Origin of the sequence: Billgrantia zhangzhouensis (assembly GCF_021404465.1) — a bacterium.
Lineage (GTDB): Bacteria > Pseudomonadota > Gammaproteobacteria > Pseudomonadales > Halomonadaceae > Halomonas > Halomonas zhangzhouensis.
The window spans coordinates 159,297-180,842 of the sequence record NZ_JABFTT010000002.1 but is presented as its reverse complement, the minus strand read 5'-3'; the positions used below and the strand labels follow the sequence as shown (position 1 = coordinate 180,842).

Below are 21,546 nucleotides of genomic sequence, written 5' to 3'. Positions count from 1 at the left end.
TCACAAAAGCGCCGGGAACAACCCTGTTCCCGGCCTAGGTTCGAGCGCCGTCAAGCCCGCTCGGCAATGATCTCCTTCCATTTGGCGGGGCCGGTCTGGTGCACCGAGGTGCCCTGGCTGTCCACCGCCACGGTGACCGGCATGTCCTCGACCTCGAACTCGTAGATCGCTTCCATGCCCAGATCGGCGAAGCCCACCACGCGGGATTTCTTGATTGCCTGGGCTACCAGATAGGCGGAACCGCCCACAGCCATCAGATAGACCGCCTTGTTGTCGCGGATCGCCTCGATGGCGGCCGGGCCCCTCTCGGCCTTGCCCACCATGCCCAGCAGGCCGGTCTCTTCCAGCATGGTGCGAGTGAACTTGTCCATGCGCGTGGCGGTGGTAGGACCGGCCGGGCCGACCACCTCGTCGCGCACCGGGTCCACCGGGCCGACGTAGTAGATGAAGCGTCCTTTCAGGTCGACCGGCAGTTCCTCGCCCTTGGCGATCATGTCGACCATGCGCTTGTGGGCGGCATCGCGACCGGTGAGCAGCTTGCCGTTGAGCAGCAGGGTGTCACCCGGCTGCCAGGTCTGCACTTCTTCCGGGGTCACGGTATCCAGGTTGACGCGCTTGACGTTGTCTCCAGCCTCGCGAGTGATCTCGGGCCAGTCCTCGAGCTTAGGCGCCGGCAGTGCCGCCGGGCCGCTGCCATCCAGGGTAAAATGCGCATGGCGGGTAGCGGCGCAGTTGGGAATGATCGCCACCGGCTTGTTGGCGGCATGGGTCGGATAGTCCTTGACCTTGATGTCGAGCACCGTGGTCAGGCCACCCAGGCCCTGAGCGCCGATGCCGCTCTTGTTGACCTTGTCGAACAGTTCCAGGCGCAGCTCCTCGGCGCGGTTGGATGGGCCACGCGCCTGCAATTCCTGAATGTCGATGGGATCGAGCAGCGCTTCCTTGGCGATCTCCATGGCCTTCTCGGCGGTACCGCCGATGCCAATGCCGAGCATGCCGGGCGGACACCAGCCGGCGCCCATCTTGGGCAGCTGCTCGAGCACCCAGTCGACCACGTTGTCGGAGGGGTTGAGCATGGCGAACTTGCTCTTCGCCTCGCTGCCGCCGCCCTTGGCCGCGACGTGCACCTCGACGGTATCGCCCGGCACCAGCTTGTGGTGGATCACCGCCGGCGTGTTGTCGCCGGTGTTCTTGCGCTTGCCGTCCGGGTCGGCCAGCACCGAGGCACGCAGCACGTTGTCCGGGTAGTTGTAGGCGCGACGCACGCCCTCATTGATCATGTCGTCGAGGCTCATGTCGGCCTCGAAGCGCACGTTCATGCCGACGTGCACGAACACGGTCACGATACCGGTGTCCTGGCAGATCGGGCGATGGCCCATGGCGCACATGCGCGAATTGATCAGGATCTGAGCGATGGCATCCTTGGCCGCCGGATTCTCTTCCCGCTCGTACGCCGCCGCCATGGCGTCGATGAAATCCTTGGGATGGTAATAGGAGATGTACTGCAGGGCGTCGGCGACGCTCTGGATCAGATCGTCCTGGCGGATCACGGTCATGTGCAAGGAACTCCTCGGCAATGTCGGCATGCCCGCTTCTGATTCGCGAGCGCGAAGCGGCGGGCTCGAACGGGGCGAATTATACCGTATCGCAGCCTGCTAGACAGGTCTTGCCGCCAAGGTCGAATTCCTGTGGCAGCAGCCACGATAGATAACGGTATAAAAGTTTCCATTTGTCTGCCTCCCGAGCCGGCTCTACGCTTGCCTGTAGCGCGACCATGGATTCGAACCCGCAACGATCAAGGAGCCGATCATGCAACCCACCGTTTCCGACTTCCTCGTTTCCCGCCTGCGCGAATGGGGCGTGGAGCGCCTTTATGGCTACTCTGGCGACGGCATCAATGGCTTCATGTCTGCCCTGCGCCGTGTCGAAGGCAACCCACGCCTGATTCAGCCGCGCCACGAGGAAGTGGCCGCCTTCATGGCCTGCGGGCATGCCAAGTTCAGCGACCAGGTCGGCGTCTGTGTCGCCACTTCCGGTCCCGGTGCGGTGCATCTGCTCAACGGGCTCTACGATGCGCGCAAGGACCACATGCCGACAATGGCCATCGTCGGCCAACAGGCGCGCAAGAGCCTGGGTACCGACTACCAGCAGGAGTTGGACCTGATGGCGCTGTTCAAGGACGTGGCCAGCGAATACGTGCAGATGGTCACCGAGCCGGCCCAGGCACGCCATGTCATCGACCAGGCCATGCGCATCGCCCTCGCCCGTCGCACCGTGACCTGCGTGATCCTGCCCAACGACGTGCAGGACCTGCCCATGGAGGATCCGCCCATGGAGCATGGCGCCGTATTCTCCGGCGTCGGCTATCGCTTCCCGCAGCAGTTGCCGGAGCCAGCCGACCTGGACGCCGCCGCCGCGATACTCAACCAAGGCGAGAAGGTGGCCATTCTCGCCGGCGCCGGGGTCAAGCACGCCGTCGAGGAGCTCATCCGAGTGGCCGACCTCACCGGCGCCGGGATTGCCAAGGCGATACTGGCCAAGACCATGGTGCCCGACGATCTGCCCGGCGTGACCGGAGCCATCGGCTTGCTCGGCACCGAAGCCAGCGACCGCATGATGAAAGAGTGCGACACCCTGCTGATGGTAGGCACGCGCTTCCCCTACGTGGAGTTCCTGCCCGAACCAGGCCAGGCTCGCGCAGTGCAGATCGACGTGGTACCGGAAGCGCTGGGCGTGCGTTATCCCACCGAGATCAACCTGCATGGCGATGCCGGCGCCACCCTGGCCGCCCTGGCCGAACGCCTCGAGCCAAAGGCCAATGACAAGTGGCGCAAGCAGGTGCAGGGCTGGATCGACGACTGGTGGAAAAAGACCGAGGCCCGCGCCGCCACGGAGGCCACACCGATCAACCCCCAGCTAGTGTTCCAGAGCCTCTCGCCCCGGCTGCCCGAGAACGTCATGCTCACCTGCGACGTGGGTACGGCAACCAACTGGTACGCACGCAACCTAAAGATCCGCCAGGGCATGCTGGGCTCGGTCTCGGGCGGCCTAGCGTCGATGGGCAACGGCGTGCCCTACCTGATCGCCGCCAAGTTCTGCCATCCGAACCGCCCCGCCATCGCCATGGTGGGCGACGGCGCCATGCAGATGCTAGGCAACAATGCACTGATCACCCTGGCCAAGTATTGGCAGGAGTGGGAAGACCCCCGCTGCATCGTGCTGGTGCTCAATAACCACGACTTGAGCCAGGTGACCTGGGAGCAGCGGGTAATGGAGGGCGACCCAAAGTTCGACGCCTCCCAGGACCTGCCCGAGTTCCGCTACGACCAGTACGCCGAGTTACTCGGTTTCAAGGGCTTGGTCATGCGCGCCCCCGACGACATCGCCCGGGTGTGGAACGAGGCGCTCACCGCCGACCGCCCGGTGGTCATCAATGCCTATACCGATGGCGACATCGCCCCCCTACCCCCCCATATCGAACTCGAGCAGGCCAAGAATTATCTCGCCTCGATACTCAAGGGCGACTCCAGCGGCCTGCACAGCGCCAAGCTGTCGGCCAAGCAGATGGGACGCTCGTTTTTCAAGCGCAAGAAATAGCGTTCAAGCGCGAGACGCAACGGCGACTGCCACTGTCATGGCCTCAGATGGGACATGGCGGGAGCAGCAGGCACTCAACGAGCCTACCCAAGAGCCAGTTGCCGCTCCTTCAGCTCATGCAGCCGGTCGCGCAGCCTGGCCGCCTCCTCGAACTCCAGGTTCTGGGCCGCCTCGAACATGGCATCCTCGACCCGTGAAACCTCCTTGGCCAGATCGGTCGGTGAGAGCTCGCCGAGATCGTAGATCGCCGCGCCCTCGGCCACCTTGCGCTCGCTGCGCCGTCCCTTGCCTTTGCGCCCCGGGGCCTGAGCCGCCTCCATGATGTCGGCCACCGAGCGGGTCACGGTGGTAGGCGTGATGCCGTGCTGCTCGTTGTGGGCGATCTGCTTGGCACGGCGCCGCTCGGTCTCGTCGATGGCACGGCGCATGGAGTCGGTCACGCGATCAGCGTAGAGAATCGCCTTGCCGTGAGCATTGCGCGCCGCCCGGCCAATGGTCTGGATCAGCGAGCGCTCGTTGCGCAGAAAACCCTCCTTGTCGGCATCGAGGATTGCCACCAGTGAAACCTCGGGGATGTCGAGCCCCTCGCGCAGCAGGTTGATGCCCACCAGCACGTCGAACTTGCCCAGGCGCAGGTCGCGGATGATCTCCACCCGCTCCACGGTGTCGATGTCGGAATGCAGGTAGCGCACCCGCACGTCGTGCTCGTCGAGGTACTCGGTGAGGTCTTCCGCCATGCGTTTGGTCAGGGTAGTGACGAGCACCCGCTCGCCCACTTCGGCGCGGGCGCGAATCTCGGAGAGCAGGTCGTCGACTTGCGTCGAGGCTGGACGCACCTCGATCTCGGGGTCGACCAGCCCGGTGGGACGGACCACCTGCTCGACCACCTGCCCGGCGTGCTCGGCCTCATAGGGCCCCGGGGTGGCCGAGACGAAGATCGTCTGCGGGCAGATGCGCTCCCACTCCTCGAAGGTCATCGGTCGATTATCCAGCGCCGAGGGCAGGCGGAAGCCGTATTCGACCAGGGTCTCCTTGCGCGAGCGATCGCCCTTGTACATGCCGCCGACCTGGGGAACGCTGACGTGGGACTCGTCGATGAACAGCAGCGCGTCGTCCGGCAGGTAGTCGAAGAAGGTGGGTGGCGGCTCTCCGGGATTGCGACCCGAAAGATAGCGCGAGTAGTTCTCGATACCGTTGCAGTAGCCCAGCTCGTTCATCATCTCGAGATCGTAGAGGGTGCGCTGCTCCAGCCGCTGGGCCTCCACCAGGCGGTCGTTCTTGCGCAGCCACTCCAGACGTTCGACCAGCTCGGCCTTGATCGCATCGGCGGCAGAGATGATCGTCTCCCGCGGCGTCACGTAGTGACTCTTGGGATAGATGGTCATGCGCGGCACCTGGCCGCGCACTTCACCGGTAAGCGGGTCGAACAGTCGGATCGAATCGATCTCGTCATCGAACAGCTCGACCCGCACCGCTTCTTCCTCGGAATCGGCCGGGTAGATGTCGATCACGTCGCCACGCACCCGATAGGTACCACGCTTGAAATCCATGTCGTTGCGGGTGTACTGCAGCTCAGCCAGGCGGCGCAGGAAGCTGCGCTGGTCGATCAGCTCTCCGCGGGTGAAGTGCAGGCGCATCTTCAGGTACTGGTCGGGATCGCCGAGGCCATAGATTGCCGAGACCGACACCACGATCAGCGCATCGCGGCGCTCAAGCAGCGCCTTGGTGGCCGAGAGCCGCATCTGCTCGATATGGTCGTTGATCGAGGCGTCCTTCTCGATGAAGGTATCCGACGAGGGAACGTAGGCTTCCGGCTGGTAGTAGTCGTAGTAGGAGACGAAGTACTCGATGGCGTTATCGGGGAAGAAAGACTTGAACTCCCCGTACAGCTGTGCGGCCAGGGTCTTGTTGGGCGCCATGACGATGGTGGGCCGCTGCAGCCGCTCCACCACGTTGGCCATGGTGAAGGTCTTGCCCGAACCGGTCACGCCGAGCAGCGTCTGGTGGGCCAGCCCGGACTCGAGCCCCCGAATCAGGCCATCTATGGCGGAAGGCTGATCGCCAGCGGGCTTGAAGTTGGCATTGAGGCGAAACGGCTTGCTCATGGCAGCTCCCAACAGGCTCAGGCGCCGAAGGGCGCCTGATGTCAACGTCCAATGTAACCGGTATCGCAGCGTGAGGCAGAAAGGCTACGCCCCGGCGATAGCGGCGCTGCGCGTGGTGACCTCCACGGTGGCACTGGTCATGAGGCGATGGATGGGGCACTTGTCGCTGATCTCCTCCAGCCGTGCCCGTTGCTCGGCATCCCCGATGCCATGGAAGGTCATCACCACTTCGAGTCGGTAAACGCCCTTGCGTTCCTCGCTGTCGTCGCGGTTGATCCTGACGCTGATCCCCTCGAGCGGCCACTGCTTGCGCCGGGCGTACATCTGGGCGGTGATCGCCTTGCAGGCACCAAGCGAGAGGTCGAAGTAGTCATGCGGATCCGGCGCATTACCCTCGCCGCCGAAGGCCACGGGCACATCGGAGTAGAGATCCTCGAACCCTTCGATATGGATCCGCTGACGAAAGATGCTGTTGCGCTCGCTGACGATCTCGATGGATTTGTGCATGAACGATTCCGCCGGTTACTTGACCTCAATGGGAAGCTTGAGAGCCTGGACGGCACGAATCAGCGCCTCGCGGCTGACGCGCCCTTCCACTTCCGCCCCATGGCGCCCTACCTCGGCGCTCTCCACGCCATTCACCATCATCAGGGCCGTGGTAATGCGGTTGACCTGGTCGGCGTTCTCCACGCCACTGAAATTAAGCGACTGCTGTGGCATTGCCTGACTCCTGGGGCATGGAATAGGAAAGCACCAGTCTAACATGGCAACCCTGAAGCGGCAGCCGCTTGCATTCCCGCCGCCCTGCCCGCATACCATTGGCCATATCCCTGACATGACGACCCGGAGCCATATAGGCATGAACGATTGGATAACCGCCCTGGGAGGGCGATACCTGAGCGACGAGCGGGTGAGGTTCGACACCTCCGAGCCCGCCCGCCAGGCCATGGAGCGTACCGTCATCACCCCACTCGTTCACCTTGGCGTGCTGGATCTCAGCGGCCCTGGTGCCGACAAGCTGCTGCAAGGCCAGACCAGCGCCCAGGTCGATCTCGCCGACGGCGGCTTTGCCCCGTTGACCTGCTTCTGCAGCGCCAAGGGGCGCATGCTGGCCAACGCTCAGTTGCTGCGCATCGATGCCGAGCGCTACCGCCTGATCCTGCATCGCGGCCTGCTCGCACCGCTGCGCGACCACCTGAAGAAGTTCGCGCCGTTCTACAAGAGCGAACTCACCATACGCGACGACCTGGTGCTGCTGGGACTGATCGGCAAGGAGGCCCAGGCACTGGCGGAAGTGCGCTTCGATGTGCTCCCTCCCGCCGTTTGGCACCAGGCGGGGGACGAGAAGACCCAACTGCTGGCCCACCCCGGGCCACAGCATCGGCTGCTGGCCTGCCTGCCGCTGGAGCAGGCCGGGGAAGTCGCCACTCGGCTCAGCGAACAGGCGGCTCCGGTTGGCAACGCCGTGTGGTGCCTGCAGGACATCCAGGCCGGGCTCGCCTGGCTGACGCCAGCCCATCAGGACGCCCTGCTGCCGCAGATGATCAACTGGGAGGCGCTGGGTGGCGTCAGCTTCAAGAAGGGCTGCTACACCGGTCAGGAAGTGGTGGCACGTGCCCACTTCCGCGGCCAGGTGAAGAAGCGCCTGGCCCGCGCCCAGTTGGAAGGAAGCCGGCTGCCCGCGCTGGGCGCCAGCGTGGTCGATGCCGATGGCAAGGCAGCAGGCGAGGTCGTGGCAGCGGAGCTCGATGCCTACGGTCAGGCCGAAATTCTTGCCGTACTCACCACCCGGGAGGATATCGGACCGCTCAGCGTCGATGGGCAGGCCGTCAAATTGCTGAAGCTGCCCTACCCCATCGAACGTCTCGACCCGGAGAATCTGGCCCAGGCGCAGGTCTAGGCGTCAGGCAGTCCGAACACCCGCTTGACGGTCGCCGTACTCTGGGCGGCGACCGCCTCCGTGGTCTCGCCGCGCAGCGTCGCCACCATTTCGCAGACCTGGACGATGCGTGCCGGCTCGTTGCGCTGCCCTTGGTAACCGCACAGCGGCATGTCGGGGCTATCGGTCTCGAGCACGAAGCCATCCTCGGGCAGACTCTTCACCGTGCGCCACAGGCGCTGGGCGCGTTGGTAGGTGACCGCACCACCCAGCCCCACCACGAAGCCGAGGTCGAGAAACTTCCAGGCCTGATCCGGCGAACCGGCAAAGGCGTGAATCAAACCGCCCGCCGGGAGATCGAGCTGGCGCAGCCGCTTCGAGACCTTGTCGTTGGCGTGCACGCAGTGGATCACCACCGGCAGGTGGCGCGCCTTGGCCAGACGTAGTTGGACATTGAACAGCTCCCACTGGTCGTCCAGGGTCTTCTCGAAGCGCGCGTCGATGCCGCATTCGCCCAGCGCCCGCACCTCGGGATGGTCATCCAGCATTTGCGCCAGCGCCTCGACGTCGCCCTCGCCGTGTTCGTGCATGAAATAGGGATGAAGACCCAGGCTGACGTGGACGTCATCGCGCCGGCCGAGCGCCAGCACGTCGGGCCAGCGCTCGCGAGTGGTACCCGGCACCATGAAGTGACCGACACCGGCCGCCCTGGCGCGGTCGAACATTGCTTCGCGGTCGTCGTCGAAGGCCTCGAAGTCGAGATGACAGTGGGCGTCGATCAACATCCGTGTCGTGCTCCCTTGCATGATAATGGCCACGCTTAAGCCCGAGTCACTCCGACTCGGGTTGCATCGCAGGCAACTGCGAGGTGCAGGCCGGACAGCGGGTGGCCGGTATGGGGATTTTGCTCAGGCAGTAAGGGCAATCCTTGACCGTAGGCGCCGCCGCCGTCTCGGGCGTATAGGCGAGGTTCTTGAGCCGGTTGATGTTGCGGATCAACAGGAAGGTGGCGAATGCAACGATCAGGAACGACAGTACGGCATTGAGGAACAGACCGTAGTTGAGCGTCACCGCACCGGCCGCCTGGGCCTGCTCCAGGGTGTGGTAGACCCCGTCGCCAGGACCGTCACGCAGCACCAGGAACTGGTTGGTGAAGTTCATTCCACCCGTCGCCAGGCTGATCAGCGGGGTGAACACATCCCGCACCAGACTGTTGACGATGGAGGTGAAGGCGGCGCCGATGATGATGCCCACCGCCATGTCGACCACGTTCCCCTTGACCGCAAACTCGCGGAACTCCTTCAGCATCTTCGATGCCATGGAATCTCTCCCCAACCTCACACTGAGTCGCCACCTGGCCTGCTCGACTCAGTGCTCGCGGGTTGCCGCAAAGCGAATCTCCGGCCAGCGCTCCTGGGTCATCTGCAGATTGACCCTCGTGGGGGCAATATAAGTCAGGTAGCCACCGCCATCCAGGGCCAGGTTGGCGCTCGCCTTGCGCCTGAACTCGTCGAGCTTCTTGGCGTCGTCACAGTAGACCCAGCGCGCGGTCTGTACGTTGACCGGCTCATAGACGCAATCGACCTTGTACTCCTCCTTGAGGCGGTGGGCGACCACGTCGAACTGCAGGGTGCCCACGGCGCCGAGAATCAGGTCGTTGTTGTCCAGCGGCTGGAACAGCTGGGTGGCGCCCTCCTCGGAGAGCTGCTGGAGCCCCTTCTGCAGCGCCTTGAGCTTGAGCGGATCCCTGAGCTGCACACGCTTGAACAGCTCCGGGGCGAAGTGCGGAATGCCGGTGAAGCGCATATCCTCGCCCATGGTGAAGGTATCGCCGATCTGGATGGTGCCGTGGTTGTGCAGGCCGATGATGTCACCGGGCCAGGCCTCCTCGACGTGGGCGCGGTCGGAGGCCATGAAGGTCAGGGCATCGGCAATCTTGACGTCCTTGCCGATACGCACGTGGCGCATCTTCATGTTCTTCTCGTACTTGCCCGAGCACACCCGCAAGAACGCGATGCGATCGCGATGCTTGGGGTCCATGTTGGCCTGGATCTTGAAAACGAAGCCGGTGAAGCGCGAGTCCTCGGCCTCCACGGTACGAGTATCAGTCTCGCGCGGCTGCGGCGGTGGCGCGTATTCGACGAAGCCGTCGAGCATCTCACGCACGCCGAAGTTGCCCATGGCGGTACCGAAATAAACCGGAGTCAGTTCACCGCGACGGTAGGCGTCGAGATCGAACTCGTGGGAAGCGCCGCGCACCAGTTCCACCTCCATGCGTAGTTCCTCGGCCTGCTCGGCACCCAGCACCTCGTCGACCTCGGGGTCGTCGAGCCCCTCGATACGCTTGTCGTCCGGGATACGGTTGCCCTGCCCCTGGGAGTAGAGATGAATCACGTCGTTGTAGAGGTGGTAGACGCCCTTGAAGTGGCGCCCCATGCCGATCGGCCAGGTCATGGGCGCACACTGGATGTTCAGCACCGTCTCCACTTCGTCCATCACCTCGATGGGATCGCGGATGTCGCGATCCATCTTGTTGACGAAGGTGAGGATCGGCGTGGTGCGCAGGCGACACACCTCCATTAGCTTGATGGTCCGCTCCTCGACGCCTTTGGCGCCGTCGATCACCATCAGCGCCGAATCCACCGCCGTCAGCGTGCGGTAGGTGTCTTCGGAGAAATCCTCGTGCCCCGGCGTGTCGAGCAGGTTGACCATGCGCCCGCCATAGGGGAACTGCATCACCGAGGTTGTCACCGAGATGCCCCGCTCCTGCTCCATCTTCATCCAGTCGGAGGTAGCGTGGCGGTCGTTGCGCTTGCTTTTCACCGAACCGGCAAGCTGGATGGCATTTCCGAACAGCAGCATCTTCTCGGTAATGGTGGTCTTGCCCGCATCGGGGTGCGAGATGATGGCGAAGGTTCTACGCAGCCCGACTTCACGGGCCAGATCGGCAGCTGACATCAGATAGTTTCGTCGTCATTGGCACCACGAGACGGTGCGTGAATGGTGAAGTGGCACGCATTCTACGGTTTTGCCCGGCACAGTTGTAGGGCGACGACGCGAATGGCCATTACCGGGTTCGCGATAGCCTGAGCGAATGGCGGTACGACACGGTATCATGTGCGCGGATTCATCGCTGGAGCCCCCATGCCAACCGCCCCGCCCCTACCGCTTTCCACGCCCAGCCGCAACCTGGTTCGCCTGACCATCGTGCGAGGTATCACTTGGACCGGTTTCCTGGCGGCGGTTATCGTGGGCATCGAGCTGCTCCACTTCGAGCTGGAGGTACCTGCCGTCATCGGCGTGATCGTGTGCATGGGGCTGGTCAACCTGTTCACCTGGTGGCGACTGGGCCGCCAATGGGCGGTCAGCCATACCGAATACGTGCTGCACCTGATGGCCGACATCCTCGGGCTGACGCTGTTGTTCTACCTGACCGGCGGTTCCAACAACCCTTTCATCAACTATTACCTGGTGCCGGTCACCATCGCCGCCGCCACCCTGCCCTGGCGCTACGCCTGGATCGTCGCTTCGGCGGCCATGGCTTCGTACACGCTGTTGATGTGGGATTACCACCCGGTGCCGCAGTTCGCCCATTACCACGGGGGCTTTGGCATCAACCTTCACGTGCTGGGCATGTGGCTCAACTTCGGCCTATCGGCGGGGCTCGTGACGTTCTTCATCTTCAAGATGGCCCACGCCCTGCGCAGCCGCGAACAGGCCCTTTCCCAGACCCGCGAATCCGCTCTGCGCAACGAACAGATCGTTGCGGTGGCCACCCAGGCGGCAGGCACCGCCCACGAGCTGGGAACGCCGCTGTCGACGATGGCGGTGTTGCTCGCCGAAATGCGCGAGGATGCTCGCGACAACCCGGAGCTGATCGAAGATATCGAACTGCTGCGCCGACAGGTCGACGTGTGCAAGTCGCGATTGCGCCACCTGGTGGAAAGCGCCGACCGGCGGCGCATGGCCGAACCCGAGGTGCGCGACGCGCGCGATTGGCTCCAGGGGGTCGTGCAGCGCTGGCTGGTATTGCGCCCAGACGTCAGCTACCGCCTCGAGGTCAGCGAACAGTGCGGCACGCCCTGGCTGAAGGTCGACACCACGCTGGATCAGGCCATCACCAACCTGCTCAACAACGCCGCCGACGCCAATCCGGACGACATCAACATTCGCCTTGACTGGAGCGCCGAGGAGACGGTGATCGACATTCGCGACCACGGTCCCGGCGTCACCCTGGACATTGCCGACCAGTTGGGCGAGACCTTCGTCTCGACCAAGAGCAAGGGGCTGGGCATCGGCCTGTTCCTTACCCACGCCACCATCAACCGCTTCGGCGGCGGCGTGAGACTGTATAATCATCCTGACGGGGGGACGCTGACCGAAGTGATCCTACCGCACAGTGAGCCCTGAACGACGAGGACACCATGCAAGACGCCGAAACACGCCTGCTGATCGTCGATGACGACGAAATGTTCTGCCACGTGCTCTCCCGCGCCCTGGGCCGGCGCGGCTACGAAGTGCTGGTGGCTAACGATGCCGAGCAGGCGCTCGCCCTGGCCCGCCGTCACCGCCCCGAACTGGCCACCCTCGACCTCAAGCTGGAGCACAGCTCGGGCCTGAAGCTGCTGCCGGAGCTGCTCGAGGTAGTGCCGAGCTGTCGTGTCGTGGTGCTGACCGGCTACTCCAGCATCGCCACCGCCGTGGAGGCGATCAAGCTCGGCGCGGTCAATTACCTGTGCAAGCCCGCCGATGCCGACGAGATCCTGACCGCGCTGGAACGGGAACAGGGCGACCCGGATGCCGAGGTGGCCGACAATCCGCCCTCGATCAACCGCATCGCCTGGGAGCATATCCAAAAGGTGCTGCAGGAGCACGACGGCAACATCTCCGCCACCGCCCGTGCCCTGGGCATGCACCGGCGCACCCTGCAGCGCAAGCTGCAGAAGCGGCCGGTGCGGCGCTGACTTTCCAGCGTGGCAAGGTTTCGGCTGCCAGGTTGGAGGTTGATGTCGCGGCTTTCCCGGCGACAGGTCTGCGCGGAGGCGCTGTAAACCCATCCCTGGGCGCTACTTTTTCCTTCCCTGGAAAAAGACCTCCGCTTCGACCTGTCCCCGGTGCCGCTCGCGTGAGTAACAATTTCCGTAGCGCTTACTGAGCCGTCCAGCCCAAATCTATATTCCAGCTCGAGCCGCTCACCGCGCCTGCCGCGTCCGAAGCCAGGTAGGCCACCAGCGCCGACACTTCTTCAGGGTCGATCAGGCGCTTGACCGCGGCGTTCTTGAGCATGATCTGCTCCAACACGTCCTGCTCGTCCATATCGTGCAAGCGGGCCTGGTCGGCGATCTGGTTCTCCACCAAGGGTGTCTTGACGTAGGCCGGGCAGATGGCGTTGGCCGTGATTCCCTGCGGGCCGCCTTCCAGTGCTGCCGTCTTGGTCAGCCCGATCAACCCGTGCTTGGCGCTGATATAGGCCGACTTGCCCGGCGAGGCGACCTGGGCATGCACGGAGGCGATGTTGACGATCCGCCCCCAGCCGTTCCGTCGCATCGAGGGCCAGGCCGCCTGGGTCAGCAGGAAAGGAGCCGTCAGCATCAGGTCGATGATCTGCCGCCACTTGGCTTCGGGGAAATCCTCGATCGGCGAGACATGCTGGATGCCGGCGTTGTTGACCAGAATGTCGACCCGCCCGAACCGTTGTATCGCCTCCGCCACGGCCCCCTTGCAGGCCTCGACGTCGGTGAGATCGGCCTGGTAGAACGCCGCCCCGGCGGCGTCGGCCTTGTCCTTGGCCTGCTCATTGAAATCGACGGCCAGCACCTGGTGGCCGAGCTCACGAAACTGGCGTACCACGGCCTCGCCGATACCGCTGGCGGTTCCCGTCACCAGGGCGACGCGTGGCACGGAAGTCGTTGCATTGGTCATGAGTAAATCCTTCTACGCGGCGTTGGAAGTTCACGGGTCCTTCAGCATAAGCCCGGGGTTGCGACCAAGGCCAGCTTGAAAAGGCCGGCGAACTACTGCCCCTCCGCCGGCCTCATCACCTTGTCCATCAGCCGCTGGGCCAGACGGCTGCCCTCCTCGCGCGTCTCCAGGTCGGACAGGTCGTCGAGCAGCTCGCAGCGCCATAGCCAGATGCCCTCTTCCAGCGTCTCGGCGACGAAGGGGTAGCGGCCCGAAGGCAGCGCAAAGGCCCGGCACTCGCCTTCGCTCGGCGGGGCGGCGCTGGCAAAGACCGGAAACAGCACGAGAGACAGCGAGACGGGACTGATCAAGGCGCCAACCAGATAGTCGCGTCCGGTCGCCGTCACGCCATCGTCCGGACACACCTGGAAACACAACGCATCGACCTCGAGGCACGGGTTGCGACCCGGCGCTGCTTCGAGCGCAGCGCCATGCCGTCGCTTCCAGGCCTGGGCTATCTCGTTCAAGCGCTGGTATTGCTCGGGCGTCGGGGCCAGCATGGCACACTCCTTGGTAAGCTGAGGGGCACAGGCGTCCCGTTCGGCAGGACGCCTCGCGACTGTTATTCTGGCAGGTCCATGCCCAACGAGGAATGCTCATGCTCCCCCAGCAGCGTCTAGAGCTGGCCGTCTCCATTGCCCTGGAGGCCGGCGAACGGATCGTCGAGGCCAGGAACCAACAGACCTTCAACCAGCAGCTCAAGAATGGGCACGAACTCGTCACCGACGTGGACATCGCGGTCGACACTCTGATCAGCGAGCGGCTCGATACCGCCCTGCCCGGCGAACAGCGCCTCAGCGAGGAGCTTGCCCCCGACCGCGAGGTGGCACATACGGCCGAGTCGCTGTGGGTTATCGACCCCATCGACGGTACCGTCAACTTCGCGCATGGCTTGCACCACGTTGCCGTTTCCATCGCCTGGATGAGTGAAGGCAAGACCCGGCTGGGCGTGGTACACGCCCCCTTCCTCGGCGAGACCTATACCGCCCTGTACGGCCAAGGGGCCTGGCGCAACGGCAGACCGATCCACGCCAGCCGCACCACCAGCCTGCAGCGCTGCCTGGTCGGCACCGGCTTTCCCTACCGTCGCGACAGCCGCCCGCCGCTGATGCGCCGGCTGATGGCCGTACTGGAACACTGCCAGGATGTGCGGCGCAACGGCTCGGCCGCTCTCGACCTGTGCGACGTGGCCTGCGGGCGCCTGGATGCCTACTACGAGAGCGTCTCGCCCTGGGATTTCGCCGCTGGCGTGCTGATCGCCCGCGAGGCCGGCGCCCGTACCGGCCACCTCTATCCCTGTCCCAAGGGGATCCCGGAGGATCTCTATGGCGAGAACCTGCTGGTCAGCGCCCCCGAGATCCATGCCGAGCTGGGTGAGCTGCTACGTGCCGCCGATGCCAATGAGCTGCGTCTCTACTGAGGGAAACGCTGAACAAATCGACGAGCGAGATGAAGCGCAAGGCGCACGGAGCACAGGAACCGGAGCCTATGGGGTATAGGTGAGGATTCCGCGCACCGCGCAACGTAGCGATTCGCTCGCGCAGGCATTTGTGCAGTGTTTCCTGAGTGCTCGCAGGCAATAGTAGCCTGCAATCGCTCCACTAGTAGTGTCCTATTGGCCGTCAGGGGCGCCATCCGTCACAATGACGACTCTCATTACCCCTTCAGGAGACATTCGTATGTTCGTGGTCATCTTCGGTCGTCCCGGCTGCCCCTTTTGCGTACGCGCCCAGGCCCTTGCCGAGCGTCTGGAGAGCGCCAACGTGATCGAGGGCCACCGCTACGTGGACATCTGGGCCGAAGGCATCAGCAAGGCCGACCTGGAGAAGACCATCGGTAAGCCGGTATCGACCGTCCCGCAGGTCTTCATCGACCAGACCCACGTCGGCGGTTTCACCGAATTCGACCAGTACGTGCGCGACAACGCCCTTCTGGCGTAACCCTCTCCGCGCCGGGCCCGGCTCGCCACCCCGGGCCCAAACCAGCGTTCATTTAACGTTTTCCCTCGCGTTGAAAGACGTTCCTCGCCAAGCCCTATACTGAGGTCTAATGCTTGGCGCATCTGGACAAAGGAACGGCACGATGCAAAGGGAAGAATTCCTCCAGCAACTCTGGCTCGACTACATCCATCACCATCCGGATGTGGGGATGCTGCGCCTGTGGCCAACGGATGCCCCGGTCGAGTACCTGACCCTACTTACGCTCGACCAGTCGCCATTCGCCGAGCAGGACCTGTTGCCGACACTCGGCCATCTCGGCTACCGCCCCGTACACCGCTATGCCATGGCCGATCGCGGCCTGCTGGTGTCGTTACTGGCCCCGCCCGACGATGGCGCCTGGCTGGTGCTGGCCGAGCTACAGCTCAGCAGCTTGTCGCGCGAGCCACGCGACAAGCTGACCGCGCTAGTGAGCCATACCCACCCGCAGGACACCCGCGGCAAGAACCTGTTGTGCCGGGGGCGCCCCTGGGCCATGCCCAGTTGGGAGCTCTACAGCCTGCTCTACGAGGCCCATCCGCTGGCCGGCTGGATCGCGGTCATGGGGCCGAGCGTGCATCATGCCGGCTTCGACTGCGAGCGGCTTGGTCATCGCTTCGACAAGCTCGAGGCCGCCCTTGCCGCAGCCGGCCTGGCAGGCAGCGAAGACCGCCATCACGGGATCTTCCCTGTCTCACCGCTGCTCCAGTACCGCTTCTACCCCACCTGCTCACGGCGCCTGGCATTCGCCGATGGGGACGAACACCGCATCGGCCTGGGCGGTCTGGCGCTGATGCAGAAACGCCTGAGCAGCGACCATGAGCGCGCCGTGGAACTGCTGCTGCCGCATCACACCCGCTGCGAGATCACCTGAGGCGACTGTCGATAGCCACCAAAGGCGTTATCCACAGAAATTGTGGATAACGCTGTGCAAGACGCTGTGGTAACCGGCATCGGGCCGGAAACGACGCGCCCCGATGACATTGATCATAAAATCATCACATGCCGAAACAGAAAGGCCCAGGCAAAGCCCGGGCCTGAGGTGCCGTCAAGAGAGGCTCAGTCGAATGTCATTTCCGGTACGTGATCGGGCACGATCAGCTTGCCGGCGGTCTTTTCTACGATCTCCTCGACGCTCACTCCGGGCGCACGCTCCTTGAGGATGAAAGCACCGTTCTCGATCTCCAGGTAAGCGAGATCGGTCAGTACCCGGTTGATACAACCGGCACCGGTCAGCGGCAACGTGCACTTCTCGAGCAACTTGGACTCGCCATGCTTGGAGGCGTGGGTCATGGTACAGATGATGTTTTCGGCTCCTGCCACCAGATCCATGGCTCCGCCCATGCCCTTGATCAGCTTGCCCGGTACCATCCACGAGGCGATGTTGCCTTCCTGATCGACCTCGAAGGCGCCGAGCACGGTGAGGTCGACATGGCCGCCACGGATCATGGCGAAGGATTCCGCGGAATTGAAGATGGCCGCGCCGGGGCGCGCCGTCACGGTCTGCTTGCCGGCGTTGATCATGTCCGGATCGACCTCGTCCTCGGTGGGGAAACGCCCCATGCCGAGCAGGCCGTTCTCCGATTGCAGCATCACATCGATGCCCTCGGGGACGTAGTTGGCTACCAGGGTCGGAATGCCGATCCCCAAGTTGACGTAGAAGCCGTCCTTCAACTCTTGCGCCACGCGCTGCGCCATCTGTTCACGAGTCAGTGCCATCTTGTTTGCCTCTTGTGTTCGGTGGAGAAGCGAAAAAATCGATACCGGCGGTGAGCCGGCGCCTGAACGACGGAGGGCTCAACCCTCGCGTACGGTGCGCTTCTCGATACGCTTCTCGAAGGTGCCCTGAATGATGCGGTCGACATAAATGCCCGGCGTATGGATCTGATCGGAACGCAACTCGCCCGGCTCGACGATCTCCTCGACTTCCACCACGGTGACCTTGCCGCAGGTGGCGGCCAGTGGGTTGAAGTTCTGCGCCGTGTCGCGGTAGATCACGTTGCCGTAGCGGTCGGCCTTCCAGCCCTTGACGATGGCGAAGTCGGCGTGAAACGCCTCCTCGAGAATGTAGTGACGCCCGTTGAACTCGCGCACCTCCTTGCCCTCGCCGATCGGCGTGCCGTAACCGGTGGCGGTGTAGAAAGCGGGAATCCCGGCGCCGCCGGCGCGCATCTTCTCGGCCAGGGTTCCCTGCGGCGTCAGGATCACTTCGATCTCTTCGTTGAGCATCTGCTGCTCGAACAGGGCGTTTTCGCCCACGTAGGATGCATAGAAGCGCTTGATCTGCTTGTCTTCCAGCAGCAGGCCCAGGCCGAATCCATCGACGCCGCAATTGTTGGAGATGATCGTGAGGTCCTTGACGCCCCGACGCTTGATCTCGGCAATCAGGTTCTCGGGGATACCGCACAGGCCAAAGCCCCCGGCAACGACGGTCATGCCGCTCTCGATGCCAGCCATTGCCTCTTCGTAGGAGTACACGCGCTTGTCGAATCCGGACATCGCAAAGCCTCGTCTTGTTGTGAAGTGGGTAAATTGACGGTAGCAGACAGTGTTGCCCTACCCCATATATTTGTTAAGTTTGTTTTTTTTATGAATTAATATGAATGATTTATAAAATGAGCCAGCCGACATGACCGCCAAGCAGTTGCGGGCCTTCCTTGCCGTGGCCCAGACGTTGAGCTTCACCCAAGCCTGCGAGCGGCTGCATCTCTCCCAGCCGGCGCTAAGCCTGGCCATCAAGGGCCTGGAGGAAACCCTGGGCGGTCCGCTGCTGATTCGCAGCACACGCAGCGTGCGCCTCACCCCGGAAGGCGAAACGCTGCTGCCGCTGGCCAAGCGCCTGCTGGCCGACTGGGACAACACCGAGGAGCTTCTGCGCCAGCGCTTTACCCTGCAGCTCGGTCGCGTGGCATTGGCGGCGATGCCATCGGTCGCCTGCAATCGGCTGCCTAGCGCCCTGCGCCGCTTTCGCGAACGCTTTCCGCGGGTCAACGTGACGGTACATGACGTGATCAACGAGGAAGTGATCGACATGGTGCGCCGCCAGCAGGTCGAGCTCGGTATCGCCTTCGAACCGGAAACCCGCGAGGGCATCGATTTCCTGCCGCTGTTCGACGACACCTTCGTAGCCGTCCTGCCGCCGGACTCCCCCTCCGCGACGGCCGACTCGATCGACTGGAAGACGCTACTCGCGCACGACTTCATTACCCTGCAACGTCCCTCCATGGTGCGCATCCTGCTGGAGCAGGCACTGGCCCGCCGGCATACCGAACTGCCGGTCGCCTTCGAGAGCCACCAGCTTGCTACCGTCGGCCGCATGGTGGCAAGCGGCCTGGGCGTCAGTGCCGTGCCGACGCTGTGCCGCGAGCAGATGCACGAACTCGGCGCGCGTTGCGTGCCGCTCTTCGATCCGCAGATCCGCCGCACCGTGGGCGTGGTCCTGAGTGCCGGCCAGGAGCTCTCGACCGCAGCGCGGGCGCTGCATGACGTACTGCAAATCACGCTGTGCGAGCCGACAGCGTGAGTGGAAGCGCTGGCACAGGCTGCTAGGCAGTCACGGCCCGATCCATTAGCATGTGCGGCTATTCGTCGATAAGTGCCATGACGCAACTCGAGGAGTCAGGAATGTCGACCCTGAAAGGGCTCGTCAGCGTACTGTTACTGGTTATCACTACCCTGTTCTGGTCGGTTCCTCTGATCCTACTGACGCTGCTCAAGCTGATCACACCGACGCGCTCCTTGCGGCTGATCGTGCTGCGGGGGCTCAATGGCGTGGCCCTGAACTGGATAGGCTGCAACCTGTGGTGGATGCGCCACTGGTTGCAGCCCCGCCTCGAGGCGACCTTACCCGAGAGGCTTTCGCCCGAGCAGCGCTGGCTGGTGATTTCCAATCATCGCAGTTGGACCGACATCTTCATGCTGCTGATGGTTCTGCACCGACGCATCCCGATGCCGCGCTTCTTCCTCAAGCAGCAACTGATCTGGGTACCTATCGTGGGGCTCGCCTGGTGGGCACTCGAGTACCCCTTCATGCGTCGCTACAGCCGCGAGCAGATCGAGCGCAACCCGCGCCTGGCCCACATCGACCGTCAGGCAACCGAACGCATGTGCGAGCGCGCCCGCGAGATGCCTATCGCCATCTTCAACTTCGTTGAAGGTACCCGATTTACCCCGGCCAAGCGCGACGCTCAAAATAGCCCCTTCCGCCACCTGCTACGACCCAAGGCCGGCGGTATCGCCCAGGTGCTCAGCCTGCTCGGCGAACAGCTCGACGGCATTCTGGACGTCACGCTGCACTACGCGAACCCCCGGCCTACCTTCTGGGGTTTCCTGTGCGGCCGCGAAGGTCCGATCACTCTCGAGGCACGGCACCGTGACGTACCGGCCTGGATGCTAGACAGCAGCTACCATGACGACCCGCACTACAAGGAACGCTTCCACTCATGGCTCAATGCCCTGTGGCAGGAAAAAGACCAGGCGCTCGAATCGCGCTGACGCTGCTCTGCTTGCTGTCGCTGTTGCTGCTTGTGGGCTGCGCTTCGCCCCGCGGCAGTGGCGAGGTTCAGCGTAGCGGCGATCCGGGAATCGCCGGACACTGGGTCGTGGTGCAGCGCGGCGACACCCTGGGCGGCATAGCCGCCCGCGCCGACGTACCGCTTGCCCGCCTCCAGCGCTTCAATCCCGGCGTCAATCCCAACCGGTTGGCAGTCGGCCAGCGGCTGTTGGTACCGACCCACCGGGAGCGCGCGCCTTCCGGCGGCCCGTATCGCTACCAAGTGCGTCCAGGCGACACCTATTCGGCCATTGCCCGCCGCTTCGGCACCACACCGGCACGCATCCAATCGGCCAACCCCGGGGTCGAACCGACTCGACTGCGGGTAGGCCAGATCGTCCAGGTGCCCCTACGCGGCTCGGGCAGCGCCGTGGCAAGCGCCTCGTCCTCGTCGGGTGCTGCCTCCGCCAGCCGCTCCAGCACTAGCTCGAGCGCTCCCCCACGTTCGCCGAGTCCCGCGCCCAGCTCGCTGCCCGCCTCGGCGCGCAACTGGCCTTGGCCGCTCGAAGACTACCGTATCGTGCGTGCCTACGGCACCGATAACAACGGCACCCTGCAACCGATGCTGCTGGCCACCAATCGCGGCGCCCGGGCCAGAGCGGTCGCCGACGGCGATGTGCGCTTCGCCGGCAGCATGCGCCAGTTGGGCCGCGTGGTCATCGTGCACCACGCCGACAACCTGCAGAGTGTCTACGCCCTGTGCGACAATCTGCTGGTGAACGATGGTGCGCGGGTCACGCGTGGCACGCCGGTCTGCGAAGTCGGGTTCAGCAACGCCACCGAACGCTTCGACCTGCTCTTCGACATGCGGCTCGGAGGCAAACCGATCGATCCCCGCCGTGTGCTGCGCTGAAGAAGGAATCGAGGAGAGCAGCATGCCAGGCTGGGAGCGACTCTCGACCACACCTCTCCTGGCTCGCTATCAGGGTGTACTCGGTGAACCCAGGGCCAGCGAAGTGCTCGACAGGCTGGACGCCTCGCTGGATTGGCAGCAGCCCAGCCTGCGCCTATACGGACGCGAGCACCCCATTCCCCGCCGCCAGGTGTGGATGGGCGAACCCGAGGCGGGCTACCGCTATTCGGGGCGCGACTTCATGCCGGTCGCCTGGAATTCGGAAGTCCTCGCGATACGCGACCGGATCACCAGGCTACTAGCGGCACAGGGCCTCGAAGTCACCTTCAACAGTGTGCTGCTCAACCGCTATGCCGATGGCCACGAGCGCATGGGGTGGCACAGCGACGACGAGCCCGAGCTCGGCCAGGACCCCATCGTCGGGGCCGTGACGCTAGGCGCCGAACGGCCGCTGCGGTTTCGCTGGAAGCATGGCACAGGGGAACCTTTCAACGTCTGGCTACCCCACGATAGTCTTTTGCTGATGGGACCCGGCTGCCAGACCCTGTTGCAGCATGCACTACTGCCTCGGCGCATCCCCGGGCTACGTATCAGCCTGACGTTTCGCCAGATCCACCACTAGG

General features: G+C 64.0%; 22 protein-coding genes. 11 read left to right on the top strand and 11 right to left on the bottom strand.

Features of this window, described 5'->3' with window-relative positions; translation table 11 throughout:
* Positions 1-50: 50 nt before the first annotated feature.
* Positions 51-1,556 carry a fumarate hydratase gene (locus HOP51_RS02715; protein ID WP_159552173.1) on the bottom strand — a complete coding sequence of 502 codons (1,506 nt, stop codon included), beginning with the start codon at positions 1,554-1,556 and terminating at the stop codon, positions 51-53.
* A gap of 253 nt (positions 1,557-1,809) precedes the next feature.
* On the opposite strand from HOP51_RS02715, the gene HOP51_RS02710 reads away from it, so the two are divergent.
* The gene (locus HOP51_RS02710; protein ID WP_234272405.1) at positions 1,810-3,597 is read left to right on the top strand and encodes a thiamine pyrophosphate-requiring protein; all 1,788 of its coding nucleotides are present in this window, start codon (positions 1,810-1,812) and stop codon (positions 3,595-3,597) included.
* 83 nt (positions 3,598-3,680) lie between these two features.
* Here the strand turns inward: HOP51_RS02710 and uvrB are convergent, their stop codons facing one another.
* The 3 genes from uvrB to HOP51_RS02695 form a co-directional block, all read right to left on the bottom strand.
* Positions 3,681-5,702 carry an excinuclease ABC subunit UvrB gene (uvrB, locus tag HOP51_RS02705; RefSeq protein WP_234272404.1) on the bottom strand — a complete coding sequence of 674 codons (2,022 nt, stop codon included), beginning with the start codon at positions 5,700-5,702 and terminating at the stop codon, positions 3,681-3,683.
* A gap of 84 nt (positions 5,703-5,786) precedes the next feature.
* Entirely contained in the window at positions 5,787-6,209 is a 423-nt protein-coding gene (locus tag HOP51_RS02700) for an OsmC family protein (RefSeq protein ID WP_234272403.1), read from the bottom strand.
* Between the two features lie 15 nt (positions 6,210-6,224).
* Positions 6,225-6,422 carry a hypothetical protein gene (locus tag HOP51_RS02695; protein WP_234272402.1) on the bottom strand — a complete coding sequence of 66 codons (198 nt, stop codon included), beginning with the start codon at positions 6,420-6,422 and terminating at the stop codon, positions 6,225-6,227.
* A 139-nt stretch (positions 6,423-6,561) separates the two neighbouring features.
* Between HOP51_RS02695 and ygfZ the strand changes: the two genes are divergently transcribed.
* Positions 6,562-7,602 carry a CAF17-like 4Fe-4S cluster assembly/insertion protein YgfZ gene (gene ygfZ, locus HOP51_RS02690; protein ID WP_234272401.1) on the top strand — a complete coding sequence of 347 codons (1,041 nt, stop codon included), beginning with the start codon at positions 6,562-6,564 and terminating at the stop codon, positions 7,600-7,602.
* Here the strand turns inward: ygfZ and HOP51_RS02685 are convergent.
* Genes HOP51_RS02685 through HOP51_RS02675 form a run of 3 tightly spaced genes read right to left on the bottom strand, consistent with a single transcriptional unit; the run spans position 7,599 to position 10,539 of the window.
* On the bottom strand, positions 7,599-8,366 hold the full coding sequence (locus HOP51_RS02685) for a TatD family hydrolase (RefSeq protein WP_234272400.1): 768 nt from the start codon (positions 8,364-8,366) through the stop codon (positions 7,599-7,601). The two genes, ygfZ and HOP51_RS02685, sit on opposite strands and share 4 nt — an antisense overlap.
* Positions 8,367-8,412: 46 nt before the next feature.
* Positions 8,413-8,901 (bottom strand): large conductance mechanosensitive channel protein MscL, encoded by a 489-nt coding sequence (mscL, locus tag HOP51_RS02680; RefSeq protein WP_234272399.1) that lies wholly within the window; start codon positions 8,899-8,901, stop codon positions 8,413-8,415.
* Positions 8,902-8,949: 48 nt separating this feature from the next.
* Complete coding sequence (locus HOP51_RS02675; RefSeq protein ID WP_234272398.1) at positions 8,950-10,539, bottom strand: peptide chain release factor 3; 1,590 nt, start codon at positions 10,537-10,539, stop codon at positions 8,950-8,952.
* Positions 10,540-10,725: 186 nt separating this feature from the next.
* Between HOP51_RS02675 and HOP51_RS02670 the strand changes: the two genes are divergently transcribed.
* Together HOP51_RS02670 and HOP51_RS02665 are read left to right on the top strand one after the other, a co-directional pair.
* Complete coding sequence (locus HOP51_RS02670) at positions 10,726-11,991, top strand: ATP-binding protein (RefSeq protein ID WP_234272397.1); 1,266 nt, start codon at positions 10,726-10,728, stop codon at positions 11,989-11,991.
* A gap of 14 nt (positions 11,992-12,005) precedes the next feature.
* Positions 12,006-12,545, top strand: a complete 540-nt coding sequence (locus HOP51_RS02665; RefSeq protein WP_234272396.1) for a response regulator transcription factor — start codon at positions 12,006-12,008, stop codon at positions 12,543-12,545.
* Positions 12,546-12,729: 184 nt separating this feature from the next.
* Here the strand turns inward: HOP51_RS02665 and HOP51_RS02660 are convergent, their stop codons facing one another.
* Positions 12,730-13,503, bottom strand: coding sequence for a 3-hydroxybutyrate dehydrogenase (locus HOP51_RS02660; protein ID WP_234272395.1), 774 nt, complete (start codon positions 13,501-13,503; stop codon positions 12,730-12,732).
* A gap of 92 nt (positions 13,504-13,595) precedes the next feature.
* Positions 13,596-14,042 (bottom strand): [NiFe]-hydrogenase assembly chaperone HybE, encoded by a 447-nt coding sequence (gene hybE, locus HOP51_RS02655; protein WP_234272394.1) that lies wholly within the window; start codon positions 14,040-14,042, stop codon positions 13,596-13,598.
* A gap of 98 nt (positions 14,043-14,140) precedes the next feature.
* Here hybE and HOP51_RS02650 point away from each other — a divergent pair, with 98 nt between their 5' ends.
* The 3 genes from HOP51_RS02650 to HOP51_RS02640 all read left to right on the top strand — a co-directional run bounded on the left by HOP51_RS02650 (position 14,141) and on the right by HOP51_RS02640 (position 16,392).
* The gene (locus tag HOP51_RS02650) at positions 14,141-14,962 is read left to right on the top strand and encodes an inositol monophosphatase family protein (protein ID WP_234272393.1); all 822 of its coding nucleotides are present in this window, start codon (positions 14,141-14,143) and stop codon (positions 14,960-14,962) included.
* A 259-nt stretch (positions 14,963-15,221) separates the two neighbouring features.
* Complete coding sequence (locus tag HOP51_RS02645; RefSeq protein WP_234272392.1) at positions 15,222-15,482, top strand: GrxA family glutaredoxin; 261 nt, start codon at positions 15,222-15,224, stop codon at positions 15,480-15,482.
* A 142-nt stretch (positions 15,483-15,624) separates the two neighbouring features.
* Positions 15,625-16,392, top strand: a complete 768-nt coding sequence (locus tag HOP51_RS02640; RefSeq protein WP_234272391.1) for a VOC family protein — start codon at positions 15,625-15,627, stop codon at positions 16,390-16,392.
* 185 nt (positions 16,393-16,577) lie between these two features.
* Here HOP51_RS02640 and HOP51_RS02635 read toward each other — a convergent pair whose 3' ends face one another.
* A complete protein-coding gene (locus HOP51_RS02635; protein ID WP_234272390.1) occupies positions 16,578-17,237 on the bottom strand; it encodes a CoA transferase subunit B in 660 nt (219 codons plus the stop codon).
* A gap of 78 nt (positions 17,238-17,315) precedes the next feature.
* Positions 17,316-18,017 (bottom strand): CoA transferase subunit A, encoded by a 702-nt coding sequence (locus HOP51_RS02630; RefSeq protein WP_234272389.1) that lies wholly within the window; start codon positions 18,015-18,017, stop codon positions 17,316-17,318.
* A 130-nt stretch (positions 18,018-18,147) separates the two neighbouring features.
* Between HOP51_RS02630 and HOP51_RS02625 the strand changes: the two genes are divergently transcribed.
* The 4 genes from HOP51_RS02625 to HOP51_RS02610 all read left to right on the top strand — a co-directional run bounded on the left by HOP51_RS02625 (position 18,148) and on the right by HOP51_RS02610 (position 21,545).
* A complete protein-coding gene (locus tag HOP51_RS02625; RefSeq protein WP_234272388.1) occupies positions 18,148-19,041 on the top strand; it encodes a LysR family transcriptional regulator in 894 nt (297 codons plus the stop codon).
* A gap of 101 nt (positions 19,042-19,142) precedes the next feature.
* A complete protein-coding gene (locus HOP51_RS02620; RefSeq protein WP_234272387.1) occupies positions 19,143-20,012 on the top strand; it encodes an acyltransferase in 870 nt (289 codons plus the stop codon).
* On the top strand, positions 19,961-20,923 hold the full coding sequence (locus tag HOP51_RS02615; protein ID WP_234272386.1) for a LysM peptidoglycan-binding domain-containing protein: 963 nt from the start codon (positions 19,961-19,963) through the stop codon (positions 20,921-20,923). Before HOP51_RS02620 ends, HOP51_RS02615 begins: the two co-directional genes overlap by 52 nt.
* A gap of 22 nt (positions 20,924-20,945) precedes the next feature.
* A complete protein-coding gene (locus HOP51_RS02610) occupies positions 20,946-21,545 on the top strand; it encodes an alpha-ketoglutarate-dependent dioxygenase AlkB family protein (protein ID WP_234272385.1) in 600 nt (199 codons plus the stop codon).
* Position 21,546: the final 1 nt, after the last annotated feature.